Annotated in this window: 14 protein-coding genes and 2 pseudogenes; 11 read left to right on the top strand and 5 right to left on the bottom strand. The window is 70.3% G+C overall.

The genetic code is table 11. The features are described 5' to 3' along the window. The first annotated feature begins 112 nt into the window (after nucleotides 1-112). Nucleotides 113-1,027: a DUF72 domain-containing protein gene (locus ACZ7OO_RS08660; RefSeq protein WP_471502875.1), complete on the top strand. Its 915-nt coding sequence runs from the start codon at nucleotides 113-115 to the stop codon at nucleotides 1,025-1,027. Between the two features lie 7 nt (nucleotides 1,028-1,034). Here the strand turns inward: ACZ7OO_RS08660 and ACZ7OO_RS08655 are convergent, their stop codons facing one another. Continuing rightward, complete coding sequence (locus ACZ7OO_RS08655) at nucleotides 1,035-1,541, bottom strand: pyridoxamine 5'-phosphate oxidase family protein (RefSeq protein ID WP_471502872.1); 507 nt, start codon at nucleotides 1,539-1,541, stop codon at nucleotides 1,035-1,037. A 147-nt stretch (nucleotides 1,542-1,688) separates the two neighbouring features. Between ACZ7OO_RS08655 and ACZ7OO_RS08650 the strand changes: the two genes are divergently transcribed. Then, nucleotides 1,689-4,706 (top strand): bifunctional [glutamine synthetase] adenylyltransferase/[glutamine synthetase]-adenylyl-L-tyrosine phosphorylase, encoded by a 3,018-nt coding sequence (locus tag ACZ7OO_RS08650; RefSeq protein ID WP_471502870.1) that lies wholly within the window; start codon nucleotides 1,689-1,691, stop codon nucleotides 4,704-4,706. A gap of 475 nt (nucleotides 4,707-5,181) precedes the next feature. Continuing rightward, nucleotides 5,182-5,883, top strand: a complete 702-nt coding sequence (locus tag ACZ7OO_RS08645) for a LysR family transcriptional regulator (RefSeq protein ID WP_471502868.1) — start codon at nucleotides 5,182-5,184, stop codon at nucleotides 5,881-5,883. On the opposite strand, the gene ACZ7OO_RS08640 is transcribed toward ACZ7OO_RS08645, so the two are convergent. Both ACZ7OO_RS08640 and ACZ7OO_RS08635 read right to left on the bottom strand, forming a co-directional pair. Continuing rightward, entirely contained in the window at nucleotides 5,859-6,680 is an 822-nt protein-coding gene (locus ACZ7OO_RS08640; protein WP_471502866.1) for a phosphatase PAP2 family protein, read from the bottom strand. The two genes, ACZ7OO_RS08645 and ACZ7OO_RS08640, sit on opposite strands and share 25 nt — an antisense overlap. A 129-nt stretch (nucleotides 6,681-6,809) precedes the next feature. Beyond that, complete coding sequence (locus tag ACZ7OO_RS08635; RefSeq protein WP_471502864.1) at nucleotides 6,810-7,847, bottom strand: LacI family DNA-binding transcriptional regulator; 1,038 nt, start codon at nucleotides 7,845-7,847, stop codon at nucleotides 6,810-6,812. 392 nt (nucleotides 7,848-8,239) lie between these two features. On the opposite strand from ACZ7OO_RS08635, the gene ACZ7OO_RS08630 reads away from it, so the two are divergent. From ACZ7OO_RS08630 to ACZ7OO_RS08610, 5 genes are all read left to right on the top strand, one after another. Further along, nucleotides 8,240-9,514: an extracellular solute-binding protein gene (locus ACZ7OO_RS08630; protein ID WP_471502862.1), complete on the top strand. Its 1,275-nt coding sequence runs from the start codon at nucleotides 8,240-8,242 to the stop codon at nucleotides 9,512-9,514. 102 nt (nucleotides 9,515-9,616) lie between these two features. After that, nucleotides 9,617-10,621: a carbohydrate ABC transporter permease gene (locus ACZ7OO_RS08625; RefSeq protein WP_352223294.1), complete on the top strand. Its 1,005-nt coding sequence runs from the start codon at nucleotides 9,617-9,619 to the stop codon at nucleotides 10,619-10,621. 13 nt (nucleotides 10,622-10,634) lie between these two features. Then, nucleotides 10,635-11,543: a sugar ABC transporter permease gene (locus tag ACZ7OO_RS08620; protein ID WP_471502859.1), complete on the top strand. Its 909-nt coding sequence runs from the start codon at nucleotides 10,635-10,637 to the stop codon at nucleotides 11,541-11,543. Nucleotides 11,544-11,742: 199 nt separating this feature from the next. Continuing rightward, a complete protein-coding gene (locus ACZ7OO_RS08615) occupies nucleotides 11,743-13,419 on the top strand; it encodes a glycoside hydrolase family 13 protein (protein WP_471502857.1) in 1,677 nt (558 codons plus the stop codon). A 150-nt stretch (nucleotides 13,420-13,569) separates the two neighbouring features. Next, entirely contained in the window at nucleotides 13,570-14,943 is a 1,374-nt protein-coding gene (locus ACZ7OO_RS08610; protein WP_471502855.1) for an alpha-amylase, read from the top strand. On the opposite strand, the pseudogene ACZ7OO_RS08605 reads toward ACZ7OO_RS08610, so the two are convergent. Further along, nucleotides 14,919-15,781 (bottom strand): annotated as a pseudogene (locus ACZ7OO_RS08605) (helix-turn-helix transcriptional regulator). The gene ACZ7OO_RS08610 and the pseudogene ACZ7OO_RS08605 sit on opposite strands and share 25 nt — an antisense overlap. An 87-nt stretch (nucleotides 15,782-15,868) precedes the next feature. Between ACZ7OO_RS08605 and ACZ7OO_RS08600 the strand changes: the two are divergent. After that, a pseudogene (locus ACZ7OO_RS08600) lies at nucleotides 15,869-16,685 on the top strand (SDR family NAD(P)-dependent oxidoreductase). Here the strand turns inward: ACZ7OO_RS08600 and ACZ7OO_RS08595 are convergent. Next, complete coding sequence (locus ACZ7OO_RS08595) at nucleotides 16,675-17,265, bottom strand: DUF4232 domain-containing protein (protein ID WP_471502853.1); 591 nt, start codon at nucleotides 17,263-17,265, stop codon at nucleotides 16,675-16,677. The pseudogene ACZ7OO_RS08600 and the gene ACZ7OO_RS08595 sit on opposite strands and share 11 nt — an antisense overlap. A gap of 324 nt (nucleotides 17,266-17,589) precedes the next feature. On the opposite strand from ACZ7OO_RS08595, the gene pulA reads away from it, so the two are divergent. Next, nucleotides 17,590-22,956 carry a pullulanase-type alpha-1,6-glucosidase gene (pulA, locus tag ACZ7OO_RS08590; RefSeq protein ID WP_471502851.1) on the top strand — a complete coding sequence of 1,789 codons (5,367 nt, stop codon included), beginning with the start codon at nucleotides 17,590-17,592 and terminating at the stop codon, nucleotides 22,954-22,956. Between the two features lie 72 nt (nucleotides 22,957-23,028). Further along, a complete protein-coding gene (locus ACZ7OO_RS08585; protein ID WP_471502849.1) occupies nucleotides 23,029-24,714 on the top strand; it encodes a SpoIIE family protein phosphatase in 1,686 nt (561 codons plus the stop codon). Nucleotides 24,715-24,741: the final 27 nt, after the last annotated feature.

Genomic DNA, 24,741 nt, shown 5'->3' with positions numbered 1-24,741 from the left:
CACGCCAACATTCCCGTGTGCCACGGAACTCAACCAGGCGGATGAAAACCGCGTGAACGACTGCTGCCGGGCCGACGGGTGCCGAGCCGTCCCGTGCGGGTACCCGCCGTCCATGGCGGAGATCCTCGTGGGCACCTGTTCCTGGACCGACCGCGCGCTGGTGACGAGCGGCTGGTATCCGCGCGGGCAGCGCGACGCCGAGGGGCGGCTGCGGTACTACGCCGAGCGGTTCGGCGTGGTCGAGGCGGACTCGCCGTACTACGCGCTGCCGAGCCCGCGCACCGCCCGGCTGTGGGCGGAGCGCACCCCGGACGGCTTCCGCTTCGACGTCAAGGCCTTCTCCCTGCTGACCGGGCATCCGACCAGGCCCGCCGCGCTGCCCGCCGACTTACGGGCGGCGTTCACGCGCGGGCGCGCCACCGATCCGGGGCTGCTGGACGAGGTGTGGGCCCGGTACGCGGAGGCCGTGGAGCCGCTGCGGCGCGCCGGGCGGCTCGGGACCGTGCTGTTCCAGTACCCGCCCTCCCTCGCCCCCGGCCCCCGCTCCGAGGCCGTCGTCCGCGCGAGCCGTGAACGCGCGCGGGGCTGGCCGTTCGCCGTGGAGTTCCGGCATCCCGGGTGGTGGCAGGGCGACCGCGAGCACGCCACGGCCGCGCTGCTCACCGACCTCGACGCCACCGCCGTGGCCGTCGACACGGCGCAGGGGCTGCCCACCTCCCTGCCGCCCGTCACGCCCGTCACGACGAGCCGGCTCGCGGTCGTCCGGTTCCACGGCCGCAGCCCGCACTGGCGGACGGGCAGCAAGGAGGACCGCTTCCGGCACGTCTACACCGAACGGGAACTGACACCGTGGCTGCCGCGTATCCGCGCCCTGGCCGACCGCACCGACCGGGTCCACGTCCTGTTCAACAACTGCTGCGCCGACGCGGCCGTCACCGCGGCGGACACCATGCGCCGCCTGCTGGGCGGGACGGTGCCCCATCAGGTGAGCCGCCGAGTGTACTTCCGCGGTCGGGCCGCGAGTTGACGAGGGACTACTCGAACCGCCAGCGCGTCTGGCTGAACGGCTCGCCCTTGCCGAAGCCGAGAACCTTGCGGGGCCGCACCGCGAAGACCAGGGTCCGTCCCGGGTCCCGGTGGAAGTAGCCGTCGGCCACCTCGTAGTGCCAGAACGGCCCGTACTTCTCCTCCCAGGCCGCCGCCAGCTCACGCAGCCGGTCGTCGTCGGTGACCCGCACCGCCTCGCCCTCGACGGTCAGGTCGTACCCCCTGGTCCAGCTGTTGGTGCCGGTCGTCAGGACGACGTGCGGGTTTCCGGCGAGATTGTGCGCCTTGTGTTCGCCCGGGCCGGTGCCGAAGTGCAGCGCGCCGTCGTGCCACACCGCGAGCAGCGGGGTGACATGCGGCCGCCCGTCCGGCCGTACCGTCGAGATCCAGAACAGCTCGGAGTCGGTGAGCACCTTCTCCGCGTCGGACCAGTCGTGGGCCTGGGTGCCCCTGCTGCTGTAGCGGGGGTCCAGCACACCCTCGGGTTCGCGCATGATGCCTCCTTCGGTTCCCTGCCGGTACAGACCCGGTACAGACCACGATCCCGCCGCGAACTCATCGGCGCTCGTGACAGGGTCTGCGGTTAGGCTCTGGCGTGGACGACCTTGATCCGACGACCTTGATCCGGAGGGAGGCCGCGGATGACGCCGGGGCGCAGGAGCAGTACCTTCACGCGACTGCTGCGGCACGGCTTCACCGATGCCTCGGCCGCGGAGCGGCTGCTGGACAGCGCCGAGCTGGCCGCCGTACGCGATGATCCGGTCCTCCTCGAGGCACTCGGTGCCACCGCCGACCCGGACCTCGCCCTGCACGGCCTGGTACGGCTGCTGGAGGCCCAGCCCGGTCCCAGCGCCCACCGGGAGCTGGTCGACACCCTGATAGCGGCCAAGCCGCTCCGGGACCGTCTGCTGGGCGTCCTCGGCGCCTCCGCCGCCCTCGCCGACCACCTCGCCCGGCACCCGCGGGACTGGGAGGCCCTGGTCACCTACGAGCCCCGGGACCTGCACCCCGGCGTGGCGGAGTTCGAGCGCGGCCTGGCCGGGGCCGCCGACCCGGTCGGCCTCCGGGTCGCCTACCGCCGCTGCCTGCTGTCCATCGCCGCCCGGGACGTGTGCGGCACCACGGATGTCGCCGAGACCGCCGCCGAGCTCGCCGACCTCGCCACCGCGACCCTGCGCGCCGCCCTCGCCCTCGCCGAGCGCGCCGCGCCCGAGGACGCCGCCGCCTGCCGGCTCGCCGTGATCGCCATGGGCAAGTGCGGCGGCCACGAGCTGAACTACGTCTCCGACGTCGACGTCATCTTCGTCGGCGAGGCCGCCGCCGGCGCCGACGAGGCCAAGGCCCTCCGCTCCGCGACCAAACTCGCCTCGCACATGATGCGCATCTGCTCCGAGACCACGGTGGAGGGCTCGATCTGGCCGGTCGACGCCAACCTGCGTCCCGAGGGCAGGAACGGCCCCCTCGTCCGCACGCTGAGCAGCCACCTCGCCTACTACCAGCGCTGGGCCAAGACCTGGGAGTTCCAGGCCCTGCTCAAGGCCCGCCCGGTCGCCGGCGACCCCGAACTGGGTCAGCAGTACATCGACGCCCTCGACCCGCTGGTCTGGAAGGCCGCCGAGCGCGAGAACTTCGTCACCGACGTGCAGCAGATGCGCCGCCGGGTGGTGGAGAACATCCCCGTAGCCGAGGTCGACCGCGAACTGAAGCTCGGCCCCGGCGGTCTGCGCGACGTCGAATTCGCCGTCCAGCTCCTCCAGCTGGTGCACGGCCGGGCCGACGCCACGCTCCGCTCCGGCAGCACCCTCGACGCCCTCCAGGCCCTCGCCACCGGCGGCTACGTCGGCCGTGCCGACGCCACGCAACTCGACGACGCCTACCGCTTCCTGCGCTCCATGGAGCACCGCATCCAGCTCTACCGGCTGCGCCGCACCCACCTGGTCCCCGAGGACGAGGCCGACCTGCGCCGCCTCGGCCGCTCCCTGGGCCTGCGCACCGAACCGGTGACCGAGCTGATCCGCGAGTGGAAACGGCACACGGGTGTCGTACGACGCCTCCACGAGAAGCTCTTCTACCGGCCGCTGCTCGACGCCGTCGCCCAACTCGCCCCCGGCGAGGCACGGTTGAGCACCAAGGCGGCCCGGGAACGCCTGGAGGCCCTCGGCTACGCGGACCCGGCCGCCGCCCTGCGCCATCTGGAGGCCCTCGCCTCGGGCGTCACCCGCAAGGCCGCGATCCAGCGCACCCTGCTGCCGGTCCTGCTGGGCTGGTTCGCCGACTCCGCCGACCCGGACGCGGGCCTGCTGAACTTCCGCAAGGTCTCCGACGCCCTCGGCAAGACCCCTTGGTATCTACGGCTGCTGCGGGACGAGGGTGCCGCCGCCGAGAACCTCGCCCGGGTGCTGTCGGCCGGCCGTCTCGCCCCCGACCTGCTGATGCGCGCCCCCGAGGCGGTCGCCCTGCTCGGCGACAGCGACGGCGCCCGCGAGGGCGGCGGTCCCGGCGGCGGTCTGGAACACCGCGAACGCGCCCAGCTGGAAAGGGAGATCCTCGCCGCCGTCGGCCGCGCCGACAACGCCGAGGTCGGGGTCCGGGCCGCGCGTGGCGTGCGCCGCCGCGAGCTGTTCCGTACGGCCGCCGCCGACATCGTCGACTCCTACGGCACCGAGAGCACGCCCGTCGAGGCCGACCAGGGTGCCCTGGTGGACCGGGTCGGCGGCGCGGTCTCCGACCTCACGGCGGCGACACTGGCCGGGACGCTGCGGGCGGTGGTCCGCGACGGCTGGGGCGACACCCTGCCGACCCGGTTCACGATCATCGGCATGGGCCGGTTGGGCGGGCACGAGCTGGGCTACGGCTCCGACGCGGACGTGCTGTTCGTGCACGAGCCCCAGGAGGGCGTGGACGAGCGGGAGGCCGCCGACGCGGCGAACAAGGTCGTCTCCGAGATGCGGCGGCTGCTCCAGATCCCCAGCGCCGACCCGCCGTTGCTGATCGACGCCGACCTGCGGCCCGAGGGCAAGTCCGGGCCGCTGGTGCGCACGCTCAAGTCCTACGAGGCGTACTACCGCCGGTGGTCCCTGGTATGGGAGTCGCAGGCCCTGTTGCGGGCCGAACCGGTGGCCGGGGACGAGGAGTTGGGGCGCCGGTTCATCGAGCTCATCGACCCGCTGCGGTATCCGGCGCAGGGGCTCGGCGAGGACGCGGTCCGCGAGATCCGGCGGCTGAAGGCCCGTATGGAGTCCGAGCGGCTGCCGCGCGGGGCCGACCCCAAGCTGCACACCAAACTCGGGCCGGGCGGGCTGTCCGACGTCGAGTGGACCGTGCAGCTGCTGCAACTGCGGCACGGCTGGGCCGAGCCGGGACTGCGGACCACCCGGACGCGCGAGGCGCTGGCCGCGGCGTGTGCGGCAGGGCTGCTGGGGGCCGAGGAGGCCGCGACACTGGACGAGGCGTGGGTGCTGGCCACGCGGGTGCGGAACGCGGTGATGCTGGTGCGGGGACGGGCCGGCGACACGTTCCCCCCGGAGAGCAGGGAGCTGGCCGCGGTGGGGCGGTATCTGGGGTACGGGGACGGGCATGTGGGGGACATGCTGGACGCGTATCGGCGGACTGCTCGGCGGGCCAGGGTGGTCGTGGAGGAGCTTTTCTACGGGGCTTGAGGGGTTGCGTTCGGGGGAGTCCGGTCGCGTTTCGGGTGCGGCGCCGTTGAGGCTGGTCGCGCCCCACGGCGGAGCCGCTGATGACGCCTGCCACCACCCGCCAGCCGATGTGCTGACCCAGTACCAGGGCCCCCAGCGCCCAGGACGCCGATCATGTCCGCGTCCACCGGGCCCGCCCACGGCAGCGCCAGAGTGCTCCAAGCCGTCGCCATCAGGAGCTGGGCGGCCGAGACCGTACGCGACGCCACCGCGTGGCTCGCCGCCGCCCCGAGCAGGGACAGCGGGCCCCAGCTCAGCAGGCCCGAGCGACGCCAGGGGGTGAAGATCAGGACCGTACCGGCGAAGCCCGCGAGGAGGCCGGTCGGACGGGCGCCGGACAGGCCGCGGTCGGTGCCGACGGTGAGGCCGATGAGCAGGGACCACAGGGAAGCTGCGCTGCAGCATGGATGTGCGACGGATGCAGATGCTCCGGGCCGTGGGTTTCCGACGGGTCGGTGACCGGCGCGGCGGCGACCCTCGCTACACGCCCTCCGCGGTGAGCCGGCAGATCGCCACGCTGGAGAAGGAGGCCGGGGCCGCGTTCCTGGAGCGGGTCGATCGCGGGGTGCGGCCCACCGCCGCCGGGCTGCTGCTCACCGAGTACGCCGACGCGGTCGCCCGGCAGGTCGCCGAGGCCGAGACCGCCCTTGCCGACCTGCTCGTGGGGCGCACGGGGCGGCTGTCGGTGCGGTACTTCGCCACAGCGGGCGTGGCCCTGGTCGCCCCGGCGGTCGCCCGGCTGCGCGCGGAGCACCCCGGGGTGCGGATCGAACTGCGGCCGGCCCGCGACGCGAAGGAGCCGCCGGCCGATGTGAGGGAGGGCCTGGCGGTCCTGGTGCGGGCCGAGGGGCGGCAGGAGACCGGCGTGCGGCTGGTGCGGCTGCTCGACGACCCCTTTCTCACCGTGCCGCCCTGCGGGCGAGTGCTGGGGCTCGGCAGCCGCCACTCGGGGGTGGTCGTACCGGAGGTCCGCCATCCACGCGGCGGTACGGGAGACCGCCCCGCCGCAGCCCGCGCGGGAGACGTTCCTCGACGCACTGCGGGCGGCGGCCGGGGCCACTGTCTGATCATGCCCGCGTGTGGTTCAGGAGCCCCCTCAGCCGCTCCGCAGGGCTATGTCTGCCTCGGCAACGCGTAGGGCAGCGTGCCGTACCACAGCCGCGCCACCGTGAAGCCGAAGGTCAGGCACAGCATGCCGCCCACCGCGTCCAGCCAGAAGTGGTTGGCCGTGGCCACGATGACCAGCAGGGTCGCCGTCGGGTAGAGGAGGCCCAGGATCCGTACCCACGGCACCGATGCCAGCGCGAAGATCGTCAGGCCGCACCACAGGGACCAGCCGATGTGCATGGACGGCATCGCTGCGTACTGGTTGGACATGTGCTTGAGGTCGCCGGAGGCCATCGAGCCCCAGGTGTGGTGGATCATCACGGTGTCGGTGAAGCGGCCGCCGTTCATCAGCCGTGGCGGGGCGAGTGGGAACAGGTAGTAGCCGAGGAGGGCCACGCCGGTCGTGGCGAAGAGAGCGAGGCGGGCCGCCGCGTAGCGGCCGGGATGGCTGCGGTAGAGCCACACCAGCACACCCAGCGTCACCACGAAGTGCAGTGTCGCGTAGTAGTAGTTCATGCCGATGATCAGCCAAGTCACCGAGTTCACGGCGTGGTTGACCGAGGCCTCGACGGCGATGTCCAGGTGGTGCTCGGCCCGCCAGATCCAGTCCGCGTTGCGCAGCGCCTGCGCCTTCTGCTCCGGGACCGCGTTGCGGATCAGCGAGTAGGTCCAGTAACTCACCGCGATCAGCAGGATCTCGAACCAGAGCCGGGGCCGGCCCGGTGTGCGCAGCCGGCGAAGGAATCCCTGTTCTCCCTCGCCCGTGACGGTCTGCGGAAGGGTCTGTTGTGCGCGACCTTCCGGCTCTGTCACGGTCGAGTCACTCATAGGCACAGAGTCTGCCAGATAAGACGTCTTCGACAGATCATCCCAAGGTTGGGTTCACCGCGCATTTTCTACGGCACGACGACTACTTCCCAGGTACTGCTCAGCTGATGCCGAGGTACTGCGGCGTCGTCAAAGGCGGTTGGTGCGGTCCCCCGGTGCCGACGCCGTAGAACCGCGTACCACCAATTCGGGCATGAAAACGAACTCGCTGTGCGGAGCCGGCGTACCCCCGATCTCCTCCAGCAGGGTGCGCACCGAGGCCTGCCCCATCGCCGGGACCGGCTTGCGGATCGTGGTGAGCGGCGGGTCGGTGAAGGCGATCAGCGGGGAGTCGTCGAAACCGACCACCGAGATGTCCTTGGGGACGTCCAGACCCCGCTGCCGGGCCGCCCGTATCGCGCCGAGGGCCATCATGTCGCTGGCACAGACGATCGCCGTGCAGTTGCGGTCGATCAGCGCCGTGGTCGCCGCCTGACCGCCCTCCAGGGTGTAGAGGGAGTGCTGGACCAGCCCGGACTCGACCGCGTCGGCGGGCAGCCCCAACTGGTCCTGCATGGCCCGTACGAAGCCCTCGATCTTGCGCTGCACGGGGACGAACCGTTTCGGGCCGAGGGCGAGACCGATCCTCGTGTGCCCCAGGGACACCAGATGCGTGACCGCCAGGGTCATCGCCGCCCGGTCGTCCGGGGAGATGAACGGCGCCTGCACCTTCGGCGAGAAGCCGTCCACGAGGACGAACGGCACGCCCTGCGCCCGCAGTCGTTCATAGCGCTGCATGTCGGCGGTGGTGTCCGCGTGGAGGCCGGAGACATAGATGATGCCCGCGACCCCGCGGTCCACCAGCATCTCGGTCAGCTCGTCCTCCGTGGACCCGCCGGGGGTCTGGGTGGCGAGCACGGGCGTGTATCCCTGCCTGGTCAGCGCCTGCCCGATGACCTGGGCCAGGGCCGGGAATATCGGGTTCTCCAGCTCGGGGGTGATCAGCCCCACCAGGCCCTCGCTGCGCTGCCGCAGCCGGACCGGACGCTCGTAGCCGAGCACGTCCAGGGCGGCGAGCACGGACTGGCGGGTGGTGGCGGCGACGCCCGGCTTCCCGTTGAGGACCCGGCTGACGGTCGCCTCGCTCACCCCCGCCTGCGCTGCGATGTCGGCAAGCCGTGTGGTCACGGCACTGGACTGTACCGGCCGTATGTCCCCTTGCACACCGATCGGGCGCCTGATGCGGCCTGGGGGGCGGCCCGGTCCGGGCTGCTGCGTCATCGCACTCCCTCGTGAAACGTGATGGCAAGAGCTTGCAGAGTCTTGCACAAGTAGCCCCGTAGCGCTCTATCGCCGTAAACAAGCAGCAAGGAAGCGTCTCACGGTGGTCGCCGGGAGGTCACGTCCGGATAACTTCGAAGATCCCTTGCACTTTTTTGCTGCAAGGTCTTTCGTCGCGCTTACATCGCTGTTACGTTCCCTGACGCCCGGCCGCCGCAACGGCGCTGTCGGCACGACGGCGAGGACGGCGGACGGGGCCGCCCTCGCATCACTCGGGCTTTTCACCCTCAAGGAGAATCATGCGGCGTGGCATAGCGGCCTCCGCGCTGGTGGCGTCCCTCGCCCTCACGGCGACGGCGTGCGGCGGGAGCGGCAGCGACAGCAAGTCGGACGGCCCGGTCACCATCACCTGGTGGGACACCTCCAACGCCACCAATGAGGCACCGACGTACAAGGCCTTGGCCAAGGAGTTCGAAGCCGCGAACAAGGACATCAAGGTCAACTACGTCAACGTCCAGTTCGACCAGGCGCAGAACAAGTTCGACACGGCCGCGCAGTCCGGCAAGGGCGCCCCCGACGTGCTGCGCTCCGAGGTCGGCTGGACCCCCGCCTTCGCCAAGGCCGGCTACTTCCTGCCGCTGGACGGCACCAGCGCCCTCGCGGACCAGGCCAAGTTCCAGTCCAGCCTGATCACCCAGGCCCAGTACGACGGCAAGACCTACGGTGTCCCGCTGGTCACCGACACCCTCGCCCTCGTCTACAACAAGGCCCTGCTGAAGAAGGCCGGCATCACCGCGGCCCCCAAGACCTGGGACGAGGTGAAGACCGACGCCGCCAAGATCCAGGACAAGGCCAAGGTCACCGGCTACTGGGGCCCCGAGGCCGCGTACTACACCCAGCCCTTCCTCTACGGCGAGGGCACCGACATGGTCGACGCCTCCGCCAAGAAGATCACCATCACCTCGGCGGCGGCCAAGAAGGGCTACCAGACCTGGCTGGACCTCTACTCCGGCAAGGGCCTGCAGAAGGCGGACACCACCGCCGACGCCTACGCCCACCGCCAGGACGCCTTCGTCAACGGCAAGGTCGCCATGACCATCGAGGGCCCCTGGGAGATCACCAACTTCTACAAGGGCTCCGCGTTCGGCGACAAGTCCAACCTCGGCATCACCACCGTCCCGGCCGGCTCCACCGGCAAGGCGGGCGCCCCGACCGGCGGCCACAACCTCTCCATCTACGCCGGCTCGGACAAGGCCCACCAGACGGCGGCCGAGAAGTTCGTCGCCTTCATGACCTCCGCCAGGTCCCAGACGGAGATCGCCCTGAAGAACTCGACCCTGCCGACCCGCTCCGACGCCTACACGGCCGAGGTCAAGGCCGACCCGGGCATCGCCGGCTACCAGGCCGTCCTCTCCTCCGCGCAGCCGCGCCCGGCGCTCGCCGAGTACTCCTCCCTGTGGGGTCCGGTCGGCACCGAGCTGACCAAGGTCGCCGGCGGCAAGGAGTCCCTCGACAAGGGCCTGAGCAACGCCGAACTCGGGATAGAGAAGCTCGTCCCCGACTTCAGCAAGTAAGCCCCGAGTGGCCGTCGGATCCCCTGAAAGTCAGGGGAAGGGATCCGGCGGCCACCGGCCTGTGCCCAGCCCGATCCCGGAAAACCCAGAAGGTGTCGAACCATGACAGTCGCCATCGACCGTGCGACCGGCAAGCGCCACGGCGACCGCGCGCCCCGCCCCGGGCTGGGCCGGCGGATCCGGAACAGCTACCAGAAGTACTGGTACGCCTACGCGATGATCGCCCCCGTGGCCGTCGTGCTCGGGGCGCTCGTCGTCTACCCCCTGGTGTACGGCTTCTACCTGACGCTGACGGACGCCAACAGCCTCAACACCGCCCGCACCATCGGCGTCAACCACATCGACGCCACCTACAAGTTCATCGGCCTGGACAACTACAAGGACATCCTGTTCGGCCCGACGTCCTACGACCGCTTCTGGTCCCACTTCCTCTGGACGTTCGTCTGGACCGCGCTCTGCGTCACCCTGCACTACACCATCGGTCTGGGCCTCGCCCTGCTGCTCAACGAGAAGTTCCGCGGCCGCACCTTCTACCGCATGGTCCTCGTCCTGCCCTGGGCGGTGCCCACCTTCGTCACCGTGTTCGGCTGGCGGTTCATGCTCGCCGACGGCGGCATCATCAACGCGGCTCTCCACTTCCTCCATCTGCCGCAACCCGCATGGCTGGAGGACACGTTCTGGCAGCGGGCCGCCGCGATCCTCGTCAACACCTGGTGCGGTGTGCCGTTCATGATGCTCTCGCTGCTCGGCGGCCTCCAGGCCATCGACGGCACCCTCTACGAGGCCGCCGAGATGGACGGCGCCGGCGCCTGGCAGCGCTTCCGGTACGTCACCCTGCCGGGCCTGAGGTCCGTCAGCTCCACGGTCGTACTGCTCGGCATCATCTGGACGTTCAACCAGTTCGCCGTGATCTTCCTGCTGTTCGGCGACACCGCCCCGGACGCTCAGATCCTGGTCACCTGGGCCTACTTCCTCGGCTTCGGACAGCAGCCGCGTGACTTCGCCCAGTCCGCCGCCTACGGCATGCTGCTGCTGGCCATCCTGATCGTCTTCACCTCCTTCTACCGCCGCTGGCTCAACCGCAACGATCAGCAGCTCGCGATCTGAGGCAGGAGTTTCCATGAGTACCACCACTGTCGAGACCTCCGCCCAGGTCGCTGAGGAGGCCCCTGTGACCAGCAGTCCGCGCCGTGTCCGCCGGGGCGAGCGCGGCCCCCTCGCCACCGCCGTCACCCACGGCATCCTGGGTGTCGCGAGCCTGATCGCGTTCTTCCCGGTCGGCTGGCTGATCTTCCTCTCGCTCGGCCCGGGCAAGGACGACTACCTCCATCCGAGCGGCATCTGGCACAAGATGACGCTGGACAACTACTCCTTCGTCCTCCAGCACACCGGCTTCTGGGACTGGTTCAAGACGACGATGATCGTCGTCGGCGGTACGACTGCCATCGGCCTGATCCTCGCCTCCACCACCGGCTACGCGGTCTCCCGGATGCGCTTCCCCGGCTACCGGAAGTTCATGTGGCTGCTGCTGGTCACCCAGATGTTCCCGATCGCCGTGCTGATCGTGCCGATGTACCAGATCATGTCGAACCTCGGCCTCATCGACAGCTACCTCGGGCTGATCCTGGTCTACTGCACCACCGTCGTCCCTTACACGGCCTGGCTGCTCAAGGGCTACTTCGACACGATCCCCTTCGAGATCGACGAGGCAGGCCGCGTCGACGGGCTCTCGCCCTTCGGCACCTTCGGCCGGCTGATCCTGCCGCTCGCCAAGCCCGGCCTCGCGGTCGCCGCGTTCTACAACTTCCTCACCGCCTTCGGGGAGGTCGCCTTCGCGTCCACGTTCATGCTGAGCGACGACAAGTACACCTTCGCGGTGGGGCTGCAGAGCTTCATCAGCGAGCACGACGCCCAGCGAAACCTGATGACCGCGACCGCGGTGCTGATCGCGATACCCGTCGCCGTGTTCTTCTACCTCGTGCAGAAGAACCTGGTGACCGGGCTCACCGCGGGCGGCACGAAGGGCTGACGCCGGGAGCCGGAAAAGCCGCCTCGGCCGTCGTTTGCCTGCGGCGCCGTCGTGGCTGGTCGCGCAGTTCCCCGCGCCCCTTGCTGGGCGCGGGTTGGCGGTCGCGGTGGATATCCGACCCCGCTTTCACCGCGGCCGCCTTGTCACCCGCCCCGTACCCACCTCTGACCCGATGACCCCGTTACATATCAAGGACGCCATGAGCCAGCAGCAGTCCGCCGCACCGGCCACCGCAACGACCACCGTCGCCCGTCGTCGCGACTGGTGGCGGGACGCGGTGATCTACCAGGTCTATCCGCGCAGCTTCGCCGACAGCAACGGTGACGGGATGGGGGACCTGGAGGGCGTACGTTCCAGACTCCCGTATCTGCGTGACCTCGGCGTCGACGCCGTGTGGCTCAGCCCGTTCTACGCCTCCCCGCAGGCGGACGCCGGCTACGACGTCGCCGACTACCGGGCCGTGGACCCGATGTTCGGCAACCTGCTCGACGCGGACGCGCTGATCCGTGACGCCCACGAGCTGGGCCTCAGGATCATCGTCGACCTGGTTCCGAACCACTCCTCCGATCAGCACGAGTGGTTCAGGCGGGCGTTGGCCGAGGGTCCCGGCTCGCCGCTGCGGGAGCGGTATCACTTCCGTCCCGGCAAGGGCGGGAACGGCGAACTCCCGCCCAACGACTGGGAGTCCATCTTCGGCGGCCCGGCCTGGACACGGGTCACGGAACCGGACGGCTCCCCCGGCGAGTGGTACCTCCACCTCTTCGCCCCCGAGCAGCCCGACTTCAACTGGGAACACCCGGCCGTCGGCGACGAGTTCCGCTCCATCCTGCGCTTCTGGCTGGACATGGGCGTGGACGGCTTCCGGATCGACGTGGCGCACGGCCTGGTGAAGGCGGAGGGGCTGCCGGACCTCGGCGGCACCGAACAGCTGAAGCTGCTGGGCAACGATGTCATGCCGTTCTTCGACCAGGACGGTGTGCACGAGATCTACCGGCAGTGGCGGCACGTCCTCGACGAGTACGCCGGTGAGCGCATCTTCGTCGCCGAGGCCTGGACGCCGACCGTGGAGCGCACCGCCAACTACGTCCGCCCGGACGAGCTGCACCAGGCCTTCAACTTCCAGTATCTGAGCACCGACTGGGACGCGAAGGAACTGCGGACGGTCATCGACCGCACCCTGGAGGCGATGCGCCCGGTCGGTGCCCCCGCCACCTGGGTCCTCTCCAACCACGACGTCACCCGGCATGCCACCCGGTTCGCCAACCCGCCGGGCCTCGGCACCCAGATCCGCACCGCGGGGGACCGGGACCTCGGCCTGCGGCGGGCCAGGGCCGCGACCCTGCTGATGCTGGCGCTGCCCGGATCGGCGTACATCTACCAGGGCGAGGAGCTGGGCCTCCCGGACGTCGTGGACCTGTCCGACGAGGTCCGGCAGGACCCCGCGTACTTCCGTGGCGCGGGCCAGGACGGCTTCCGGGACGGCTGCCGGGTGCCGATCCCGTGGACGCGGGAGGGCTCGTCGTACGGCTTCGGCAGCGGGGGCAGCTGGCTGCCGCAGCCCGCGAGTTGGGGTGAGCTGAGCATCGAGGCGCAGACCGGGGTGGCCGGTTCCACCCTGGAGCTGTACCGCACCGCGCTGAGCGTCCGTCGTACACAGTCCGATCTGGGTGCCGGTGAGGCGGTGGAGTGGCTGCGTGCCCCGGAGGGTGTACTCGCCTTCCGGCGCGGGGAGTTCGTGTGCGTCGCGAACACCGGCGGGGAGTCGGTGACCACTCCGGCCTACGGCCGGCTGCTCCTCACCAGCGGTGAGGTGACCGAGGCGGGCGGTGAGGCGAAGGTGCCGGCCGACACCACCGTGTGGTGGACGACCGCCTGACGGGCCATCACTCGATAACTTCTTGCGGCAACTTCTGAGGGCCCGCTACCCATCCGGGGAGCGGGCCTTTAACATCTGCGCAACCGCAAGGTTTCAGCAACCTTTCAGCAAGAGCCTTCCATGGCACCTTCAATGACGAAGGACCCCCACATGGCACCCAAGACCCTCTCCGCCGCGCTGGCACTGGCCGCCTGCAGCATTGTCATGACCCCGTCCGTCGCGGACGCCTCCCCGCCCGGCACCAAGGACGTCACCGCCGTCCTCTTCGAGTGGAAGTACGCCTCGGTCGCCAAGGAGTGCACCGCCACCCTCGGCCCCGCCGGCTACGGATACGTCCAGGTCTCCCCGCCCGCCGAGCACATACAGGGCTCCCAGTGGTGGACGTCGTACCAGCCGGTGTCGTACAAGATCGCGGGCAGGCTCGGCGACCGCACGGCCTTCCAGAACATGGTGAACACCTGCCACTCGGCCGGTGTGAAGGTGGTCGTCGACACGGTCGTGAACCACATGTCGGCGGGCAGCGGCACCGGCACCGGCGGCTCCTCGTACACGAAGTACGACTATCCCGGCCTGTACTCCTCCTACGACTTCGACGACTGCACCTCCCTCGTCTCCAACTACTCCGACCGCTGGAACGTCCAGCACTGCGAACTCGTCGGCCTCGCCGACCTGGACACCGGCGAGGAGTACGTCCGCAAGACCATCGCCGGCTATATGAACGACCTGCTGAGCCTCGGCGTCGACGGCTTCCGTATCGACGCGGCCAAGCACATCCCGGCCAAGGACCTGGCCAACATCAAGACCCGGCTCACCAACCCGTCGGTCTACTGGAAGCAGGAGGTCATCTACGGCGCCGGCGAGGCCGTCCAGCCGACCGAGTACACCGGCAACGGGGACGTCCAGGAATTCCGCTACGCCTACGACCTCAAGCGCGTCTTCAACAACGAGAACCTCGCCTACCTGAAGAACTACGGGGAGGGATGGGGGTACATGAGCAGCTCGGTCGCCGGAGTCTTCGTCGACAACCACGACACCGAGCGCAACGGCAGCACCCTGAACTACAAGGACGGCGCCAACTACACCCTGGCCAACGTCTTCATGCTCGCCTACCCCTACGGCGCCCCGGACATCAACTCCGGCTACGAGTGGACCGACGCCGACGCGGGCCCGCCCAACGGCGGTACGGTCAACGCCTGCTGGCAGGACGGCTGGAAGTGCCAGCACGCCTGGCCGGAGATCATCCGCATGGTCGCCTTCCGCAACGCGGTGCGCGGCGAGTCGGTGACGAACTGGTGGGACGACGGGGCCGACGCGATCGCCTTCGGGCGGGGCGCGAAGGGGTACGTGGCCATCAACCACGAGTCGGGCTCGCTGACCCGGACGTACCAGACGTCGCTGCCGGCGGGGACGTACTGCGACGTTCAGGCGAACACGTCGGTGACCGTGAACTCCAGCGGCCAGTTCACCGCCACCCTGGCCTCGAACACCGCCCTGGCGATCTACGCCGGGAAGTCCACCTGCTGATCCATCCGCTGCGTACCGATCACCGACAGCAGCCGCAGCGCCTCCTCGGAGCGTGAGCCCGGGGTGGCGGTGTAGATCACCACCTGCTGGTCCCGGTCGGTGATGTCGAGGGCGTCGCAGTTGACGGTGACCGGGCCCACCACGGGGTGCTGGAAGGTCTTGCACAGGGTGGGCTCGGCGCTCACGTCGTGGGACTCCCATAGCCGCCTGAACTCCTCGCTCCCGGCGAGGAGTTCGTCCACCAGGCCGGTCACCTCGGGGGCGTCCGGGTAACGGGCGGCGGCGGCCCGCAGGCGCTGTGCCGAGTGCCGGGCGAAGGCGTCGACGTCCGACACCCCGTAGAGCGTCCGGCCGCCCGGGCGCGGGCTGAGGAAGGCGCGGCGCACGATGTTGCGCTCGCGCGGGGGCAGGGCGGAGAAGTCCTCCATGAGGGCGGCCGCGAGGTCGTTCCACGCCAGCACCTCGAAGGTCGCCGACGTCACGAAGGCGGCTGCCTGCGGCAGCCGGCGCAGCAGGTCCAGAAGGCTCTGCCGGACCTCCCGTGAGGGTCCGGGCGGCGGTCCCGGCGGGGCCCCGGCGAGGTGGTGCAGATGACCGCGCTCGGCGTCCGAAAGGCGCAGCGCCCGCGCAACGCCGCCCAGCACCTCCCGCGACGGCCGCGGCCCCCGTGCCTGCTCGAGGCGGGTGTAGTACTCGGTCGAGATGAACGCCAGCTGCGCCACCTCCTCGCGCCGCAGCCCGGGCGTACGGCGGCGCGGACGCGGGGCAGCCCCACCTCGGCGGGGGAGATCCGCTCCCGGCGGCTGCGCAGAAATGCCGCGAGTTCCTGCCTGTCCACGCCCCCAGTGTGCCGCCGTGCGGCGGGGCCCAGCCAGGTACCGCCGGTGCCTGGCTGGGCCGGGGGACCGGGCGCAGGCTGGAAGACATGGACAACACGACGAACCAGGGCCTGCTGACCGGCAAGGTCGCCTTCATCAGCGGCGCCGGCCGCGGGATCGGCGCGGCCGCCGCCCGGCTCTTCGCCCGCGAGGGCGCCCGCGTCCTGCTGGCGGCCCGTACGGAGGACCAGCTCAAGACGGTCACGGAGGAGATCAGGGCGGCCGGCGGCACCGCCGACTACGCCATCTGCGACCTGGCCGACACGGACTCCGTCCGCGCCGCCGTCGACCGCACGGTGGAGGTCTACGGCCGCCTGGACATCGCCTTCAACAACGGCGCCACGATCCAGCCCCCCGGCCCCATGGACGAACTCCCCGAGGACGACTTCGACCACATCACCAACGTCAACCTCAAGGGCGTCTGGCTCGCCATGGCAGCGGAGGTCAAGGCCATCCGGGCGACCGCCACCGGGGGCGCCATCGTCAACAACTCCTCCGTCGGCAGCCTGGGCGCCAACCCGGGTCCTGCCCGTCTACGGCGCCCTGAAGCGCGCCGTCAACAGCCTCACCGAGTCGGCGGCCGTCACCTACGGCCCCGAGGGCATCCGCGTCAACGCCATCGCCCCCGGCGGCACCCTCACCGACATGGTCCGCGCGTGGGAGGCGGCCACCCCCGGCGTCATCGACCGCATGAGGTCCACGACCCCGCTGGGCCGCACGGCCGACCCCGCCGAGATCGCCGAGGCCGCCGCGTGGCTCCTGAGCGACCGCGCCTCCTATGTGACGGGCACGGTACTGCGGGTGGACGGCGGGGCACGGGCCTGGACAGCCCCGCCGTCCGCGGTGCGCATGGTCAGGGCGTGACGTTGATGTGCCTGGCCAGCGCGGTGACCGAGAGGTCGCCGTGGTCGACCCACTGGGGGAAGGCCGGCGTCTTGTGCCGGGTGGCGGCGGGCGGGGTGATCTCCAGGTAGGAGGCGTGCACCGCGCCCGAGGTGCCGGTGTTGGCGTGGGTCCAGGCGACGACGGCCTCGGCGCTCTCGCCGTTCCTGAGGACGAGGGTCTTCTTGCCGGGGTCCTTGGCGTACCAGGTGTCGCCCCAGTGCGTGTGGGTCGTCAGCGTCCGGTGCGCCAAGTTCTCCAGCCCCAGGCCGGGGTAGCCGCGCAGGGCGCAGGTCCTGCCGCTGAGGTTGCGCAGCCTGATGACGACCCCCTGGTGGTTCATCCCGCCGGCGAGCTGCTGGCCGAAGGTGGCCTTGAGCCCGGCGGCGGAGCAGGTCGGCGTCGACTTCGCGGTGCTCGGGCTCGCGGCCTCGGCGGTGCCCGCCCAGGCGAGCCCCAGGCCGGCGACGGCGGTCACGGCGAGCACCGTGCGGCCGAACCTGCGGCCGGTGCGGTGCTCGGCGGTACCTGTCCGGTCGGTGGTGTTCCGGTGTTCGTTCACGGTGACGGGTGCTCCACTCGTGCTCCGCGGCGCGGTCGGCGGCGGTGTCCGTACCCACGCCCCGCGCCGTCCTCTGGTGACCTACACAAGGTTCGATGCGGGACACAGCCGATTTGTTCACCGGATCGCGGGAAAACCTCCCGCCCGTCGGTTCTTCGCGTGTCCCTCGTGTACGAGCGGCTCGTGCCCGACTCCCATGTCACGTTCCCGGTTGTTGAAAGTCCTTTCTGTGAATTGCAAGCCTCTTGCTGTAAGCCTTTCGGCAGCGGTACGGTCGCGCGGGGTCGGACCCAAGAGAGCCGCTATCGCTAGGAGTTCACACCGGTGATACATGTCAGACGGGTCGCGGCCGTCGCCGTCGCCGCCCTCGCCGCCGCGCTCGTGCAGCCCCTCGCCGCACACGCCGCCGCCCCGCCCGCACCGCCCTCCGACGCGAAGCTCGCCGCCGAGCCCGCCCGGCACGACGAAACCCGCGAGCAGTTCTACTTCGTCATGCCGGACCGTTTCGCCAACGGTGACACCGGCAACGACCGGGGTGGCCTCACCGGCTCCCGTCTCTCCACCGGCTACGACCCCACCGACAAGGGCTTCTACCAGGGCGGGGACCTCAAGGGCCTGACCAGGCGGCTCGACTACATCAAGGGGCTCGGCACCACCGCCCTCTGGATGGCCCCCATCTTCAAGAACAAGCCGGTACAGGGCACGGGCAGCAACGCCTCGGCCGGCTACCACGGTTACTGGATCACCGACTTCACCCAGGTCGACCCGCACCTCGGGACCAACAAGGACCTGGAGACCCTGATCTCCAAGGCGCACGCCAAGGGGATGAAGGTCTTCTTCGACGTCATCACCAACCACACGGCCGATGTCGTCGACTACGAGGAGAAGTCCTACAACTACCTGTCGAAAGGCGCGTTCCCCTACCTGACCAAGGACGGACAGCCCTTCGACGACGCCGACTACGCGGCCGGCGGCAAGGGGTTCCCCGCCGTCTCCACCGCCTCCTTCCCGCGCACACCCACCGTGACCGGCGACAGCAAGGTGCCGTCCTGGCTCAACGACCCGACGATGTACCACAACAGGGGCGACTCGACCTTCGCTGGCGAGTCCGCCACCTACGGCGACTTCTCCGGCCTCGACGACCTGTGGACCGAGCGTCCCGAGGTCGTCAGCGGGATGGAGAAGATCTACGAGCGGTGGGTACGGGACTACGGCGTCGACGGCTTCCGGATCGACACCGTGAAGAACGTCGACATGGAGTTCTGGACGCAATGGGCGACCGCGCTCGACAAGTACGCGGCCCGGCACGGCCGTAGCCACTTCTTCATGTTCGGCGAGACCTACTCCGCCGACACCTCGGTCACCTCCCCGTACGTCACCCAGGGGCGCCTCGACGCCACCCTCGACTTCCCCTTCCAGGACGCGGCCCGCGCCTACGCCTCACAGGGCGGCAGCGCGCAGAAGCTCGCCTCGGTCTTCGGCGACGACTACAAGTACACGACCGACAAGGCCAACGCCTACGAGCAGGTCACCTTTCTCGGCAACCACGACATGGGCCGGATCGGGTACTTCCTGGAGCAGGACAACCCGAAGGCCACGGACGCCGAGCTGCTGGCCAAGGACAGGCTCGCCAACGAGCTGATGTTCCTCAGCCGCGGCAACCCGGTCGTCTACTACGGCGACGAGCAGGGCTTCACCGGTTCGGGCGGGGACAAGGACGCCCGGCAGACGATGTTCGCGTCGAAGGTCGCCGACTATCTCGACGACGACGAGATCGGCACCGACCGGACCGCCGCCGGCGACGCCTACGACACCAGTGCACCGCTCTACAAGCAGATCCGTGCTCTCTCCAAGCTGCGCAAGGCCAACCCCGCCCTCGCCGACGGCGTCCAGACCGAGCGCTACGCGGCCGACGGCGCCGGCGTCTACGCGTTCACCCGGACGGACGCGAAGACCGGCCAGGAGTACGTCGTCGCGTTCAACAACGCCGACACGGCGAAGACCGCGACCTTCACCACCGGCTCCGCCGACATGCGCTACCGCGCGATCCACGGCACGGACGGCACCCTGACCTCCGACGGCGCGGACCGGCTGACCGTCTCCGTCCCCGCCGGATCCGCCGTCGTCTACAAGGCCACCGGCGCCCTCGCCAAGCCCGCCACAGGCCCGGAGATCACCCTCACCGCCCCGGCCACCGGCGCCACCGGCACCGTCGACGTCACCGCCGACGTCACCGGCGGACAGCTCAACCGCGTCGTCTTCGCCGCCCAGATCGGCAACGGCAGGTGGACCACCCTCGGCTCCGCCGACCACGCCCCCTACAAGGTCACCCAGACCCTCGCCGAGGACATCCCGGCCGGCACCGCCCTGCGCTACAAGGCGGTCGCCGTCGACTCGGCCGGTCACACCGGCAGCGCGCTCGCGGAAAGCACCTCCGGCACCCCGCCCGCCCCCGAGCCCCCCACCGCCTCCTCCCGTGACTACGCGATCGTCCACTACCAGCGCACCGACGGCGACTACGCCGACTGGGGCCTGTACGCCTGGGGCGACATCGCCGACGGCGAGGCGACCACCTGGCCCGCCGGCCACCCCTTCGTCGGCCGGGACGCCTACGGTGCCTTCGCCTACGTCAAGCTGAAGTCCGGCGCCTCGAACGTCGGCTTCCTCGTCGTCGACAAGGACGGCAACAAGGACGTCTCCGCCGACCGCTCGATCGACGTCACCAGGACGGGTGAGGTCTGGATCGCGCAGGGGAAGGCGGACGTGATGACCGAACGGCCCGCCTACCCCGCCCAGGACACCACCAAGGCGGTCATCCACTACCACCGCGCCGACGGAGACTACGGCGGCTGGGGCCTGCACGTCTGGACGGGCGCCGCGAACCCCACCGACTGGTCGAACCCCCTGAAGCCGGTGAAGACTGACGCCTATGGCGCGGTCTTCGAGGTACCGCTCACCGAGGGTGCCACCAGCCTCAGCTACATCATCCACAACGGCGACCAGAAGGATCTCTCCGCCGACCAGTCCCTGGACCTCACGTCCAACGGCTACGAGGTGTGGCTGTTGAACGGCCAGGAGAAGTACCTGCTCCCGCAGCCCGCCGGCAGCGCGGCCGCCCTCGACCTGACCACCTCCAAGGCGGTCTGGATCGACCGGGACACGGTCGCCTGGGACGGCGCCGACGGCGCCGTCTCCACCCAGCTGCTCTCCTCCCACGACGGTTCGATCGCCGTCAAGGACGGGACGCTGACGAGCGACGACGAGCGGTGGCTGCGGCTGACGAAGACCACCCTCACCGACGCCCAGAAGGCCAGGTTCCCGCATCTGAAGGGCGACACGGCCTGGTCGGTCGACCCGCGCGACCGCGACCGGGTGCGCGAGGCGCTCGCCGGACAGCTCGTCGCCTCCCAGCGCGCCGCGAACGGGGCGGTGCTGGCCGCGACCGGCGTGCAGATCGCCGGGGTGCTCGACGACGTGTACGCCAAGGCGACGACGGCGAGTCTGGGGCCGGTCTTCCACCGCGGGAAGCCGACCCTCTCCGTCTGGGCGCCGACCGCGCAGAGCGTGGGCCTGGAACTCGACGGCTCCACCGTGGCCATGAAGCGGAACCCCACCACCGGCGTCTGGTCCGTCACCGGCCCGAAGTCCTGGAAGAACAAGCCCTACCGGTATGTCGTGAAGGTCTGGGCGCCCAGCGTGCAGAAGATGGTGACCAACAAGGTCACCGACCCGTACTCGGTCGCCCTCACCGCCGACTCCGGACGCAGTCTCGTCGTAGACCTGGACGACAGGTCCCTGACCCCGGGTGGCTGGTCGACCTACACCAAGCCCAGGGCCGTACCGCTGAAGGACGCCCAGATCCAGGAGCTGCACATCCGGGACTACTCGGTGGCGGACTCCACGGTCCCGGCCGCCGACCGGGGCACGTATCTGGCCTTCACCGACAAGGGCAGCGACGGCTCGAAACACCTGCGCGAACTCGCGAAGTCCGGGACGTCGTACGTCCATCTGCTCCCGGCGTTCGACTTCGCCACCGTGCCCGAGAAGAAGGCCGACCAGGCGAGCCCCGACTGCGATCTCGCCTCCTACGCGGCCGACTCCGACAAGCAGCAGGCGTGCGTCTCGGCGGTCGCCGCCAAGGACGCCTACAACTGGGGTTACGACCCCTACCACTTCACGGTTCCCGAGGGGTCGTACGCCACCGATCCCGACGGCACCGCCCGCACGGTCCAGTTCCGGCAGATGGTCAAGTCGCTGAACGAGGACGGCCTGCGGGTCGTCATGGACGTCGTCTACAACCACACGGCGGCCGGCGGACAGGCCGACACATCCGTCCTCGACCGGATCGTGCCCGGCTACTACCAGCGGCTGCTCGCGGACGGCTCGGTGGCGAACAGCACCTGCTGTGCCAACACCGCGCCCGAGAACGCCATGATGGGCAAGCTGGTGGTCGACTCGATCGTCACCTGGGCCAAGGAGTACAAGGTCGACGGCTTCCGCTTCGACCTGATGGGCCACCATCCGAAGGCCAACATCCTGGCGGTCCGCAAGGCCCTGGACGCGCTGACCCCGAAGAAGGACGGCGTCGACGGCAAGAAGATCATCCTCTACGGCGAGGGCTGGAACTTCGGCGAGGTCGCCAACGACGCCCGGTTCGTCCAGGCCACCCAGGCCAACATGGCCGGCACCGGCATCGCCACCTTCTCCGACCGGGCCCGGGACGCCGTACGCGGCGGCAGCCCCTTCGACGAGGACCCCGGTGTCCAGGGCTTCGCGTCCGGGCTGTACACCGACCCCAACTCGTCCACGGCCAACGGCACTCCGGCCGAGCAGAAGGCCCGCCTGCTGCACTACCAGGACCTGATCAAGGTCGGTCTGAGCGGCAACCTCGCCAAGTACACCTTCACCGACACCGACGGCAAGGAGGTCACCGGCGCCGAGGTCGACTACAACGGCTCGCCCGCCGGTTATGCGGCCGCGCCCGGCGATGCCCTCGCCTATGTCGACGCGCACGACAACGAGTCGCTGTTCGACGCGCTGACATACAAGCTGCCGGCCACGACCAGCGCCTCCGACCGGGCCCGGATGCAGGTCCTCGCGATGGCCACGGCAGCCCTGTCACAGGGCCCGTCTCTCTCCCAGGCGGGCACGGACCTCCTCCGCTCCAAGTCCCTGGACCGCAACTCCTTCGACAGCGGCGACTGGTTCAACGCCATCCACTGGAACTGCTCCGACGGCAACGGCTTCGGACGTGGGCTGCCCATGGCCGCCGACAACGCGTCCAAGTGGCCTTACGCCAAGCCGTTGCTGAGTTCGGTGCGCGTCGGGTGCGCGGAGATCGACGGGGCCTCCGCCGCCTACCGCGATCTGCTGAGAATCCGTACGACCGACAGCGTGTTCTCGCTGGACACGGCTGGACAGGTGCAGTCGAAGCTCTCGTTCCCTCTGTCCGGGAAGGACGAGACGCCCGGCGTGATCACCATGGAGCTCGGTGACCTCGTCGTCGTGTTCAACGCGACGCCGGAGCGGCAGAAGCAGCGGGTGAACGCGCTGGCCGGTACCGGTTACCGGCTGCACCCCGTGCAGGCGGCGGGCGCGGATTCCGTCGTCAAGTCGGCATCTTACGAGCGGGAAGCGGGTACGTTCACCGTTCCGGGTCGCACTGTGGCGGTGTTCTCCCGGACCGCATGACATCCGCACTACTTTGGTGGGGCAGGCCCAGAACCGGGCGCTGCCCCACCGGCGTTGTCCAGGGGCTGGTATATGGACGTCAACGGCAAGCTGACAGACACCACCGTGCTGATCGTGGACGACGAGGCCGCGAGCAGGCTCGCGATGGGCACCGTGCTGCGCCGGGCCGGCCACGAGGTCGTCCCGGTCGTCTCCGGCCAGGAGGCACTCGGCGAACTCGACGTACGGCTGCGCAAGGGCCGGCTGCCCGACGTGGCCCTCATCGATGTGCACCTGCCGGACATGAGCGGCTTCGAGCTGTGCCGCCGGCTCAAGGAGCGACCGCACATGGCCGGTCTGCCCGTGGTGCACTTCTCGGCGCTCTCCGGCGTCCCGGTGGACCGCTGCCCCGGTCTCGACATGGGCGCCGAGGCGTATCTGACGGTGCCGGCCGAGCCGGAGGACATCGAGGCCGCCGTCCGGTCCGCCGTGCGCGCCGCCCGGTTGCGCGCCGACGACCAGGCACTGGTACGGCGGCTCAGGCAGCTGTCGGAGACGATCGTCACCATCCAGTCGGCGCGCTCCCTGTACCAGCTGGCCGACGCCGCCGCGGACGGCGCCGCACGGCTGCTCGGCAGTCCCGCCGCCGTCTTCGTCCTCGACCGGGACGACGAGCTGTACCGCGGCCTGAGCCGGGAGCGCACCTCCCTCGCCCTGCCCGACGAGAGCGCCCACCGGGACGTGGCCGGCCTGCTGAGGCGGCTCACCCGGGGACAGTCCGGCGTTCAGATCACCACCGTGCCGGCGCCGCTGTGGCCCACCGGGTTCTTCCGGCCCGGCGTGCAGCACGACGCCCGGCTGACGCTGGTCCTCACCCAGGACGGCAAGGTGCCGGTGTGCCTGGCCACCCCCACCCGCGGCCGGCGCCGGGTCAGCCCCGAGAACGAGGCGCTGCTGGCCCAGCTGACGCAGGCCACCGCGCTCGCCGCCGAGCCGCTGCTCATGTACCAGGTGGAGCGGCATGTCGCGCTCACCCTCCAGCACAGCTTCCTGCCCCGCCCGCACCAGCTGCCCGAGCTGCCCGGCGTCGACATAGCGGTGCGCTACGAGCCCGCCTCCCAGGACACGGAGATCGGCGGCGACTTCTACGCCGCGCTACGCGTCGGCGACGGAATCCTCACCGCGGTGGGGGACGTCGTCGGGCACTCGCTGGACGCGGCCACCGTCATGGTCGAACTGCGGCACGCGCTGCGCGCCTACTGCCTCGCGGAGAGCGACCCGGCCGCGCTCGCCGAACGGCTCGACCGGCTGCTCCAGCACTACCACGCCGAGGTCACGGCCACCGTCTGCCTGGCCCTGATCGATCCCGGGACCGGGCGCACCCGCATCGCCAACGCCGGCCAGATCCCGCCGCTGATACTCGGTGACGACGGCAGCGCCGAGTACGTCAAGGCGTCCGGTCCGCTGCTCGGCGTGGGCCTGCCGCACCCGCCGCCCACCGAGGTGGTCCTCGAACCCACCGACCGGCTCCTCATGGTCACCGACGGCCTGATCGAGACCCGGGGCACCGATCTCACGGTCTCGATGGAACACCTCCGCGCCGCCGCCGTCGGCGCCCTGCCCGGCCTGGAGGCCCTGTGCGACACCCTCCTGGCCTGCTTCGGCCGCGACAGGGAGGACGACGTCGCCCTCCTGGCCCTCAGCCTGTCCAACCAGGCCCTGCCGTCACATTCCCGTCTGCCTCGCCGGCGACGACGGGATTGTGACGACAGGACCTAGGCTGAGGGCCAGTTCCCGTTGACCAGG

The sequence above is a fragment of the Streptomyces sp. NPDC111744 genome (assembly GCF_055634995.1).
The sequence above is the reverse complement of the archived record's forward strand: the minus strand, read 5'-3'. Positions and strand labels throughout refer to the sequence as shown.